At 65.5% G+C, this 10,975-nt stretch carries 12 protein-coding genes; 1 reads left to right on the forward strand and 11 read right to left on the reverse strand.

Annotated features, from left to right (window positions below):
• The 9 genes from Q0629_RS00180 to Q0629_RS00220 form a co-directional block, all read right to left on the reverse strand.
• Positions 1-446, reverse strand: a 446-nt coding sequence (locus Q0629_RS00180; protein WP_298777452.1) for an ATP-binding cassette domain-containing protein, incomplete at its 3' end; no start/stop codon positions are given.
• On the reverse strand, positions 443-1,471 hold the full coding sequence (locus Q0629_RS00185; RefSeq protein ID WP_298777455.1) for an ABC transporter ATP-binding protein: 1,029 nt from the start codon (positions 1,469-1,471) through the stop codon (positions 443-445). The genes Q0629_RS00185 and Q0629_RS00180, both read right to left, overlap by 4 nt.
• A 13-nt stretch (positions 1,472-1,484) precedes the next feature.
• Positions 1,485-2,426, reverse strand: coding sequence for an ABC transporter permease (locus Q0629_RS00190; RefSeq protein WP_298777457.1), 942 nt, complete (start codon positions 2,424-2,426; stop codon positions 1,485-1,487).
• Positions 2,427-2,440: 14 nt separating this feature from the next.
• Entirely contained in the window at positions 2,441-3,358 is a 918-nt protein-coding gene (locus tag Q0629_RS00195; protein ID WP_298777459.1) for an ABC transporter permease, read from the reverse strand.
• Positions 3,359-3,568: 210 nt separating this feature from the next.
• Positions 3,569-4,465 (reverse strand): polysaccharide deacetylase family protein, encoded by an 897-nt coding sequence (locus Q0629_RS00200; RefSeq protein WP_298777461.1) that lies wholly within the window; start codon positions 4,463-4,465, stop codon positions 3,569-3,571.
• Positions 4,462-5,424 carry a formyltransferase gene (locus tag Q0629_RS00205; protein ID WP_298777463.1) on the reverse strand — a complete coding sequence of 321 codons (963 nt, stop codon included), beginning with the start codon at positions 5,422-5,424 and terminating at the stop codon, positions 4,462-4,464. The genes Q0629_RS00200 and Q0629_RS00205 overlap by 4 nt, the downstream gene beginning before the upstream one ends.
• A complete protein-coding gene (locus Q0629_RS00210; RefSeq protein WP_298777465.1) occupies positions 5,421-6,389 on the reverse strand; it encodes a glycosyltransferase in 969 nt (322 codons plus the stop codon). Before Q0629_RS00210 ends, Q0629_RS00205 begins: the two co-directional genes overlap by 4 nt.
• A 141-nt stretch (positions 6,390-6,530) precedes the next feature.
• On the reverse strand, positions 6,531-8,213 hold the full coding sequence (locus tag Q0629_RS00215) for a phospholipid carrier-dependent glycosyltransferase (RefSeq protein WP_298777467.1): 1,683 nt from the start codon (positions 8,211-8,213) through the stop codon (positions 6,531-6,533).
• Entirely contained in the window at positions 8,210-9,229 is a 1,020-nt protein-coding gene (locus Q0629_RS00220) for a bifunctional UDP-4-keto-pentose/UDP-xylose synthase (RefSeq protein WP_298777469.1), read from the reverse strand. The genes Q0629_RS00215 and Q0629_RS00220 overlap by 4 nt, the downstream gene beginning before the upstream one ends.
• Before the next feature lie 323 nt (positions 9,230-9,552).
• On the opposite strand from Q0629_RS00220, the gene Q0629_RS00225 reads away from it, so the two are divergent.
• Complete coding sequence (locus tag Q0629_RS00225) at positions 9,553-10,014, forward strand: Hsp20/alpha crystallin family protein (RefSeq protein WP_298777471.1); 462 nt, start codon at positions 9,553-9,555, stop codon at positions 10,012-10,014.
• A gap of 70 nt (positions 10,015-10,084) precedes the next feature.
• Here the strand turns inward: Q0629_RS00225 and Q0629_RS00230 are convergent, their stop codons facing one another.
• Together Q0629_RS00230 and Q0629_RS00235 are read right to left on the reverse strand one after the other, a co-directional pair.
• On the reverse strand, positions 10,085-10,684 hold the full coding sequence (locus Q0629_RS00230; protein ID WP_298777473.1) for a cytidylate kinase-like family protein: 600 nt from the start codon (positions 10,682-10,684) through the stop codon (positions 10,085-10,087).
• 80 nt (positions 10,685-10,764) lie between these two features.
• The coding region (locus Q0629_RS00235; protein ID WP_298777475.1) for a diguanylate cyclase at positions 10,765-10,975 on the reverse strand (211 nt) is incomplete at its 5' end.

The raw sequence follows: 10,975 nt of genomic DNA on the forward strand, positions 1-10,975 counted from the left end.
TAGCGGTTGGCGTGCTCGCTGTTCAGCCCCACCAGCTTCATCAGGCGCCGCATCCGGTCGCCCCATTCGTCCTTCGGGATGCCGTGGATGGACATCGGCTCCATCACGATGTCCCCCACCGTCATGCGGGGGTTCAGCGAGGCGTAGGGGTCCTGAAAGATCATCTGCATCCGCTTGCGCCACGGCAGCATCGCCCCCTGGGACAGGCGGGTGATGTCCTGCCCCATGAAGCGCACCGTCCCTCCCGTCGGGTCGTAGAGGCGCACGATCGTCCGCCCCGTCGTCGTCTTGCCGCACCCGGATTCCCCCACCAGCCCCAGCGTTTCGCCGGGCAGGATGTCGAAGGTGACGCCGTCCACCGAGCGCACCGTGCCCGCGGCGACCTCGAAGTACTTCTTGAGGCCGACGACCTCCAGCATCGGGGCGCCCTTTTCCTCCATCGTCATCGCGCTCCCTCCTTCCTGTCGGCGGCCGACCCCGCCGGACGGTTCAAGAGCCAGCAGGCCGCGTTGTGCGAGCCCGTCAGCTCCGTCCGATCGGGCGGATACTCCATGCAGACGCGCATGGCCTCAGGGCAGCGCGGCGCATAGGGACAGCCTGCGGGCGGGTTCAGCAGGTCCGGCGGCTGCCCTTCAATGGGGATGAGCCGCTGCCTCACCAGCTCCTCCGGGTTGGGGACGGAGCGCAGCAGGCCGCGGGTGTAGGGGTGGGCCGGCTCGTAGAATATCTCCCGCCGCGTCCCCCGCTCCATGATCCTCCCGCCGTACATCACCAGCACGCGGTCCGCCATGCCGGCGATCACGCCCAGGTCGTGGGTGATCAGGATGATGGAGGTCCCGAACTGCCCCTGAAGCTCCTTCATCAGCTCCAGGATCTGGGCCTGCACCGTCACGTCCAGGGCCGTCGTGGGCTCGTCCGCGATCAGGAGGTCCGGGTTGCAGATCATGGCCATGGCGATCATGATGCGCTGCCGCTGCCCGCCGCTGAACTGGAAGGGGTACTGGGTCAGGCGCCGCTCCGCCGGAACGATGCCCACCCGCTTCAGCATGTCCACCGCCCGGTCGTGCCGGTCGCAGGGGACCCTGTGGCGCCTCAGGGACTCCTCCATCTGCCAGCGGACGGTCAGCACCGGGTTGAGGCTCGTCATGGGGTCCTGAAAGATCATGGATATCCGCTTCCCGCGAAGCTCCTCCAGGTCCCGCAGCCGCATCTTCGTGAGCTCCTGGCCGTCGAAGTCGATGCTGCCCCCCACGACGCGGCCCGACGTCCCCAGGAGCCCCAGCACGGAGAGCATGGTGACGCTCTTGCCACTCCCGCTCTCGCCGACGATGCCCAGCACCTCGCCGCGCTTCACGTTGAAGGATACCCCGCCCACGGCCTTGACCTCTCCCGCCGGCGTGAAGAAGGACGTGCGAAGGTCCGACACGCGCAGCAGGAAGTTCGACGAGTTCATGGCGTTCATCTCGTTCATCGTTCTCCCTCCCCTACTTTCTCAGGCGCGGGTCCAGCGCGTCGCGGAGGCCGTCGCCAAGGAAGTTGAAGGCCAGGATGGTGACGGAGATCGCCGCAGCCGGAAAAAAGAGCTGCCACGGGTAGATGGCGAGGGAGCCGATCGCGTCGTTGCTCAGCACGCCCCAGCTCGCCATGGGCGCGCTGACCCCCAGCCCAACGAAGCTCAGGAACGCCTCGGTGAAGATGGCGCGGGGGATGGAGAAGGTCAGCGTCACCAGGATGGGCCCCATGGCGTTGGGGATGAGGTGACGCAGGAGCATCCGGGTGCTGGAGGCCCCCAACACCCGCGCGGCCAGGACGAACTCCTCGTTCTTGATCCGCATCACCTCGGCCCGCACGATCCGCGCCATGGAGGCCCAGTAGGAGATGCCGAGGGTGATGAAGATGCTCTTCAGCCCCGGCCCCACCACCACCATGAGGAGGATGACGTAGATCATCGTCGGGACGCTGTAGATGACGTCCACGATGCGCATCATGACGTTGTCCGTCCGTCCGCCCACAAAGCCGGCGATGCCGCCGTAGATGACGCCGATGAACAGGTTGATGAAGCTCGCCACGAAACCAACGGCCAGCGAAATCCGCGCGCCGAACAGCACCCGGACGAAGATGTCCCGCCCGAACATGTCCGTCCCGAACCAGTGCTTCAGGCTGGGGGGCTCGTTCGACACCATGAAGTCCTGCCCGTCGTAGGTGTAGGGTGAAAGCCACGGGCCGACGACGGCCATTGCCAGGATGATGAGGATGACCACCAGTCCCAGGATCGCCACCCTGTCCCGGCAGAGGCGCCGCCAGGCGTCCTGCCAGTAGCTCAGGGAGGGGCGGACGAACTCCGCGCGCGTCCTCTCCTCCGGCGACACCGGCTCGAACAGCCGGGGGTCGCTGATATCGGGAACCGCTCGTTCCATGTCGCTCATATCCGTCCCCTCCGTCAATTCAGCTTGATCCGCGGGTCGATGAACCCGAGGCAGATGTCCACCACGAGGTTCAGCGAAACCAGAAGCGCGCTGTAGAAGATCGTGACGCCCATGATGGTGGTGTAGTCGCGGTTGGAGATGCTCGTGACGAAGAAGGTGCCCAGCCCCGGTACGCCAAAGACCTGCTCCACGACGAAGCTGCCCGTCAGGATGCCGGCAATGAGCGGCCCAAGGTAGGTGACCACGGGGATGATGGCGTTGCGCAGCGCGTGGATGTAGACCACGGCCCGCTCCCGAAGGCCTTTGGAGTAGGCCGTTCGGATGTAGTCCTGCTGGAGGACCTCCAACATGCTGCTGCGAGTCAGGCGCGAGATGAAGGCCGTCGGGTACCCCGCCAGCGTGATGGCGGGCAGCAGGGCCGTGGGCAGCCCCTCCCAGAAGCCCACCGTCACCCAGCCCCAGCGGTAGGCGAAGAAGTAGACGAGGATCGTCGCGATGACGAAGTTGGGTATGGTGATGCCCAGCGTGGCCAGCACCATCGCCGTGCGGTCCTGCCAGCGCCCCCGCCGCAGGGCAGAGACGATGCCGGCGGGAATGCCGACGACGAGGGCCAGCAGGATGGCGATGCTCCCCACCATCAGCGAGGCAGGGAAGCCGGAGGCGATGAGCTGGTTCACCGTCATGCCCTCGTACCGGTAGGAGGGACCCAGGTCGAAGTGCAGAACGTCCCACAGGTAGTGCCCGTACTGCACGTACAATGGGTCGTTCAGGTGGTAGCGGGCCATGATCTTCTCCAGGATGAAGGGCGGGATCGCCTTCTCGTCCGTGAACGGCCCGCCCGGAATGGCGCGCATCATGAAGAAGGTCAGGGTCACGACGACGAAGAGCGTCAGGAAGCTGGCCCAGATTCGTTGAAAGATATACCTCCGCATTCGGATACCCCCCCAGGGTGTTTTAGGATAAAACGCTAAAGCGACGTGTAATTAAAACCTGTTTTCGTTAAAACACACAATTCGAGAAGTTCTGTGATTTGCGAACAATAAACGTAATCATGGTATCACGCGGCGCGCTAAAAGTCCATGAAGGACGCGGCACGCGTTATCCCCCGCCCGCGGCGGGCGGCCGCAGGCGGGGGAAACAGCTTAGATGACCTGAGTCGCCACGGTCCCGGCGCGGCCGGGGATGGGACACATCTCGACGTCCGCCTCAGGGAGGGGCAGGGAGGCGGCCAGGGCCTCGCCCAGCGTCATGAAGGTCAGGGCTCCCTCGCTGCAGGCGTTCAGGAAGGCATTGAAGACGCCGCTCATCGCGCCGCCCTCCATCTCCGTGTGGATCGTGAGGACGTTCAGTCCCGGCTCCAGGAGGTCCAGGTAATGGTCCGCGGCGTTCGCAGCGGATACCCCGTCGCGTCCCAGCACCTCGTCCAGCGTGGGGAGGGTCGAGGGCACCTGGGGCGTTCGGAACGTCTGCCCCTCCATACGGGGTAAGAACGGAGCGCTGCCGCGGGTGTCGCTGCAGTAGGCGAAGCCCAGCTCGTCCTGGACCGCCAGGCTGTCCGGCGTGACCTGCCAGCCGGGCGCAGCGCAGCAGGAGGGGCGCGCACCCGAAACCGTCTGGAAGAGTTCCATCGCCATCCCAAGCTCGTGGCGGATGACGTCCTGGGTCATGCGGGGCAGGCGGTCCTGCCACAGGACGTGGTTCCAGGCGTGGATGCCGCACTCGTGCCCCTCGTCCAGGGCGCGACACAGCAGGGAGGGGTCGGAGGGCACGATCATCGGCGCCGGCAGCAGCGTTCCGTAGAACAGGGTCTTGAGCCCGTAGGTGGAGGGCGCGCGGGTGCGCAGCATCTTGGTGAGGAACCCCTTTCGGAAGATGCGCCGCAGCGCCTTCCCCGACTCGTCGGGGCCCATGGAGAAGAAGACGGACGCGCGGACGCCGTGCGCCTTCAGTATGTCGAGGAGCCTGGGCAGCCCCTCCCGATATCCCTTCAGCGTGTCGATGTCTATCTTTATCGCCAGGGTGCAGTTCTCTACCGTCACTTCAGCGTTCCCCCCAAAAGGATGCCTCTCTCAAGGTGCGGGCAGGCGTCGTCCCCCTCAAGCCCGTCCTTTTTTTTCTCGCCCCATTCATCGGCCCACTGGGCCTGCAGGATCTCCAGGGCTCCTCGCCCCGCCGCGACCAGGGGCGGCCGCGAGCGCAGCACCGTGCCCGGAGAGGCCGCGGACGTCCCCTCCGACGGGCGCGTGCGCCAAACCATGAGCTTCCGGCCCTCCAGGAAGGTGAACGCCCCAGGGAAGGGCCAGGCCACGGCGCGGACGAGGTTGTGCAGCGCTTGCGCGTCCTGCGTCCAGTCCATCAGCCCGTCCGCCGGACGCCGCCGCCCGAAGGTCGTGGCGCGGCTCTCGTCCTGAGGCGTCCCCTCGGCCTCTCCGGCCAGGATTGCCCTCAGGCTGCGCCGCAGGGCGGCGCCCGCCGCGGGGACCAGCTTCCGAAAGACCTCGATGGCCGTTTCGTCCGGCCCGATGGGGACGGCGATCTGGTCCACGACGTTGCCACGGTCCGCCCACGCGGTCATGTGGTGCAGCGTCACCCCCGTCTCCGGCTCCCCGTTCAGCACCGCCCAGTTGACGCAGGCTCTGCCCCGGTAGCGGGGAAGGAGGGAGCCGTGCAGGTTGAACGCCCCCAGCGGCGCGAGGTTCAGGACGCTCATGGGGATCAGGGATCGGTAGTAGAAGGAGAAGATCACGTCCGGCGCAGCCGACCGCACCCGCTCCACCTCCCCCGAGAGCACGTCCGGCGTCAGCACGGAAAGGCCGCGGGCCCTGGCCAGGTCGCCCACGGAATCGAACCACCGGACCTCGTCGGGGTCGTCCCGGTGCGTGTAGAGGAGGCGGACGTCCACCCCCTGTTCCAGCAGGACCTTCAGGCACTCGCAGCCGACGGCGCTGTAGGCGAACACCACGGCACGGCAGGGCCTCTTCTCGTTCACTTTGCTCACCGCCCCTTCTCCGCCTCCGGGTCCGCTCCGTCGGGGCCGTAGAACCGGCGCACGATGTAGCGCGGCCGGCGGCGCACCTCCTGATAGAGGCGACCGATGTACTCCCCGGTGATGCCCACGCAGGAGATCGTCACCCCCATCAGCAGGAAGTTCAGGGCCAGAAGCGTGAAGACGCCCTCGGCCTCCGGTCCGACCCACAAGCGCCGGATCAGCATGAACACGGCGAAGCAGAGGCTCAACACGGAAACGGCCAGCCCCATCATCGTGACGGCCTGCAGTGGGACGAGGGAGAAGCTGGTCATCAGGTCGAAGTTCAGGCGGATGAGGCGAAACAGGCTGTACTTGGAGGTCCCGCTCTCCCGCTCGCTGTGCGCCACCTCGATCTCCACGGGGTTGACCGCAAACTTCTGCGCGAGGGCGGGGATGAACGTCGTCGTCTCCGCCGACTCGTTGATGATGTCTATGATATCACGCCGATAGCCCCGCAGCATACAGCCGTAGTCGTGCAGCGACAGGCCCGTGATCCGATTGGTCAGCCAGTTCACGACGCGCGAGGCCGTGCGGCGGAACAGCGTGTCCCGACGGTGCCGCCGGACCGTCCCCACCACGTCGTGCCCCTCCTCAAGACAGGCCACGATGCGGGGAATCTCCTCCGGGGGGTTCTGCAGGTCCGCGTCCATCGTGATGACGTCCTTCCCCGACGCGGCGTTAAACCCTGCCATGATGGCCATGTGCTGGCCGAAGTTGCCGTTGAAGTCGATGACGCGCACCTCCCCCGGCCGCCGTTTCCACTCCCTCAGCAGGAGCGGAAGGGAGGCGTCGCCACTGCCGTCGTTCACGAAGACGACCTCATAGGTCCGCCCCATGCCCTCCAGGACCGGAAAGAGCCGATCGAAGAGCTGGGGCAGGCTATCCTCCTCGTTGTAGACGGGGACGATGATGGAAATGTCCTTGTTTGTTTTCATTGATGCGGTCGTATCACTCAATCTCAAGCAGCCCTCCCTGGTGCAAAAGGCATCGATGGCGCGGGGCCCATGGAACTCTCGTCTTGAGCCCTGCGGGACGGATGCGGCAGCCCGTTCCTCCGTCCTTCCTGAGGCGATGCGTCAGAAGTTCGTGAACAGAATCTCCTTTTCCGTCTCCCCCAGGCGCACGGGCTCGCGTCCCAGGTCCCGCGTCAGCTCTTCCAACCTGCGCCGGTTTGTGACCAGCAGGACGCGGTCCGGTCCGTTCCACAGCCTGCGGAGTTGCTCCGCGTTCAGGAACCAGCGCGGGTCCTCCTCCTGAGCTGCGCCAAAGTCCAGCTCTCCCCGACCGCCGGCGATCACGATGCGGCGGTCCAGGTAGAACGACAGCCCCTGCATCAGGTCCCCGTAGGTGACGAGGGCATCATCGGGCCGCAGCCTTTCGCGCACCATAGCAGCGATGGGGCGTCTGGAGTTGCGGGCCGCCATCAGGTCGAAGCCCGAAGCAGCCACAAAGAGTGCCGTCAGCGCCAGGAGGCAGAGCATCAGGAAGCCTCGCGTCCGCGCGCGGAGCAGGACGAAGGAGGCCAGGCAAAAGGCCGTCAGTACGAGGCAGAAGGGAGTGGTCGTCGCCCGAAGGTAAGCATCCTCCGGACGAAACGCAGGGTAGACCACGCCGGCCACGATCACGGGGAGCAGGATCAGGGCGTTCAGGCAGGCGAATCGGCGGCCGGCCCGCATGGCGGGAGCTCCACCCCTCAGCATCCCCTCGACGACTGCACCGATGAGCACGGCCAGGGGAGGCAGGCACGGCAGGATGTAGGGGATCAGTTTGGACCCCGACAGGGAGAAGAAGATCAGGGGCACGGCAAACCACAGGATCAGGAACAGGCCGTCCTCCCGCCTCAGGAGCCCATCCTGCCCCCGCGCGGCGCGAAAGGCGTCCCAGAGCATCCCGGTCCAGGGCACGAGGCCTCCCAGGAGGATGGGGACGAAGAACCAGAAGGGCTCGTAGCGGTCGTGCTCCGTCGTCAGGTAGCGGGTGAAGTGCTCGTGGACGAAGAAGAAGTCGAAGAAGTCCGGGTTGGCGGCGCAGACGGCCCGGAACCACGGCAGGACGAGCGCGAAGTACAGCGCGATGCCCCAGGGCGAGAACAGGCGCAGGATCGCCCTCCACCGCCTCAGGCTGGCCAGGTGCAGCACGGCGATCCCGCCGGGGAGGACGACGCCGATCAGCCCCTTGGAGAGCGTCGCCAACGCCATGGCGGCGTAGAAGAGCATGAGCGGCCAGCGGCCGGCGCCCTCTCCATCCCGAAACCAAAGCCAATAGCCCAGCATGGCCAGCGTGAAGAAGAACGTCAGCGTCATGTCGATGACGTTGAGCCGCGAGAGCGCGTACCACAGCACGGAGCTGACCAGCACGGCGGCGGCGGCACCCCCCGCGCGAGCGCTACCCGTCATGCGCCTCGCGACGGCGAAGGTCAGCAGACACCCTCCCAGCCCGAACAGGACGGGGAAGAGCCGGGCCGCCGCCTCGTTCTGCCCGAAGGTAACGAAGGACGCCGCCGTCAGCCAGTAGTGCAGCGCGGGCTTCTCAAAGTACTTGACGTAGTTCAGCCGCGGCGTCACGAAGTCGCCGGACTCGATCATCTCACGGGGGATCTCGGCGTAGCGCCCCTCGTCCGGGTCGATGAGGCCGTACCTCCCCAGCCCCCAGAGGTAGACGGCCGCCGCCAACAGGGCCAGGACGACCCAGGGGATGAGGGGACGCGCTGCCGCCAGCCGGCGGAGGAAGCGAGGCCCCTCCCTGCCGTCCGGCCTCATTCCGCGGGCACCTCAAACGCATCGAGCGTCAGGCGCACGGCCTCCCGCAGCGCCACCTTCGGCCTCCAGCCCATCCGTTCCTTCATCTTTTCGATGGAGGGGACCCGGTTTCTCATGTCGTCGTAGCCGTTCGAGTAGTACTCCTCCGCGGGGACGGAAACGACGCGGACCTCCTCGGCGCGGGAGGCGAAGCGCGGGTCCTGGCGCATCACGTCCAGGATGAGCTCCGCCAGCTCCCGGATGGAGAAGTTGTTGTCCGGGTTGCCGATGTTGAAGATCTGGCCGTCCGCCCGCCCGCCTTCGTTTCTCAAAAGGGCCATGAGCGCATCCGTCCCGTCCCCGATCCAGGTGAAGCTCCGGCGCTGCTCCCCGCCGCCCACCAGGGTGACCTCCCCCCGATACAGGACGTCGTAGATGATCTGAGTGATGGACCGGGCCTTACGGCAGCGGGCGTCCTCCATCGTGTCGAGCCTCGGCCCCACCCAGTTGAAGGGGCGGAACAGCGTGTACTGGAGCCCGCGCTCCATGCCGTAGGCCGCGATCACACGGTCCATCATCTGCTTGCCGCAGCTGTAGATCCAGCGCATCTTGCCGATGGGGCCGACGATGAGGGGGCTCTCGTCCTCCAGCAGCACGGAGTCGCTGGACAGCCCATAGACCTCGGAGGTCGAGGGGAAGATCACGCGCTTCTTGTGCTTCGCGCACAGGCGCACCACCTTGAGGTTCTGTTCAAAGTCCAGCTCGAACGTCCAAAGGGGGCTGCTGAGGTAGTACGCGGGCTTCGCGACGCCCGCAAAGGGAAGGACGACGTCGCAGGCGGCCACCTGGGCCTCGATCCAATCGTTTTCCTTGAAGATGTCTCCCTGATGAAAGGTAAAGCGATCCCGCCCCTCAAAGCGCTTCAGGCTTTCACCGCAGAGGTCGAAGGCAGAAACCTCGTAATCGGACTCGTCCAGGATCTTCTCGATCAGATGGCTCCCGATGAAGCCTCCAGCGCCAGGCAAAAAAATACGCAAAGTCTATAGTCCTCCCAGAATCAGCAGATCGCCCCCGCGGAACCGGGGGCCGCCGCACGGCACCTCCATCCCGGCGGCATGGCATCGTGAAAAGTATAGCAAATATCCGGACGATACACACCGTCGCAGCGCGAAAAGCAAAAAGTCAATAAAGGTCAGCGAAACGACGGAGGGCCGGATTCATCGATTTTGACGATATGGTCATTAAAGGTCAGTGTTATGATAGCACACGTCGAGGGGGGATGGAGCCGAGGAGGTCAACGCCCTCTCCCCGACGGAAGAACGATAAAAAAATACTTCTTTTATTTAGGAGGTCGTTTACAATGAGGAACGGATACGCACCGGTAGTCTATGGCCGCTTTGGGGGACCTGCGGCGTCGCTCTTCGACAGCATGGATCGTCTTGCGGAGCAGATGGGGATGTTCCCCTTCGAGGGGAGCGGCGGGCTTTCCGCGAAGACGGACCTCTACCGCAAGGACGGGAAGCTCTGCATCGAGGCGGAGCTGCCCGGCATCAAGCCGGAGGACGTGGAGCTTCACGTCTACGGCGACCGTCTGACGCTCTCCGCGGAGAAGAAGAGCGAGCGGACGGAGGGCTCGGAGGGCAAGAGCTACTTCCGGTCCGAGCGCAGCTGGGGCAAGGTGGAGCGCGTGATCTCCTTCCCCGTCGAGGCGGACCCCGACAGCGCGAAGGCCAGCTTCAAGGACGGGGTCCTGACCATCGAAGTGGACGAGAAGCAGGAGGACAAAGCCCACAAGAAGGTCGCCATCACGTCAGGGGACTAAACGGCGGGTGAAACTGAGCGGGGGGACGGCTACAGCCGTCCCCCCGCATTTTCATCCTCGTTCCACCCCGTCAGAACAGCTTGGCGATCGCAGCGACGACCTCGCCGAGGTCCAGCTGGGTCGTGTTGACGCAGAGGTCGTAGTTCAGGCGCCCGCCCCACTCCTGCCCGCTGTAGAACTCGTAGTACTTCGCGCGGCCCTTGTTGATGTCGTTGATGTGCTGCGTCAGCTCCTTGTCCGACATCGCCTTCGCGTCCTCGCCATTCTCGCGGCACCGCCGCATCTTGCTCGCCATGTCCGCGTAGACGAATATCCGAAAGGGCCGCATGTCCCGCAGGATGTAGTCCGCGCAGCGCCCCACGATGACGCAGCTCGACGCGGCAGCCATCTCCTTGATGAGGCGGTGCTGCTCCTGATAGACGGCCTGTCCCTGCTCCCACATCGGGTTGACCATGGGGTAGAAGCTGCGTCCCACGTGGATCGGAAACGCCACAGTGGGGCGATGCTCCACGATTCGCTGCACGTACTCCTCCGAGAGGGAGGTGCGCCTGGCCAGCTCCGTGACGATCTCGCGGTCGTAATAGGCGAACTGAAGGGCGTCGGCAAGGCGGCGGCCCAGCTCCCGCCCCCCGCTGCCGAACTCGCGGCCGATGGTGATGATCCTGTTCATGCCCGTCACTCCAATCTGCACGAAAGACAAAAAACGTGACTTGATATTTTAACCCCAGGCCGGACGGAGGACAAGGAGCCTCAGCGGAACATCACGCGGTTCTTGCCCTTCATCCGCTTGGAGGCGTAGAGCGCCTCGTCCACGCGGTGGAAAAGTTGAGCGGGCGTGTCGCCCGAAACGACGGAGGCCACGCCGATGCTCAGGGTAAGCCGCCTCCCGTCCGGCAGGAGGCGCAGGGCCGACACGGCGGACCGGATGCGCTCTGCGATGCGCTCCGCGACGACGCGGCTC

Source organism: uncultured Fretibacterium sp. (assembly GCF_938030725.1).
Classification (GTDB): Bacteria; Synergistota; Synergistia; order Synergistales; family Aminobacteriaceae; genus Fretibacterium.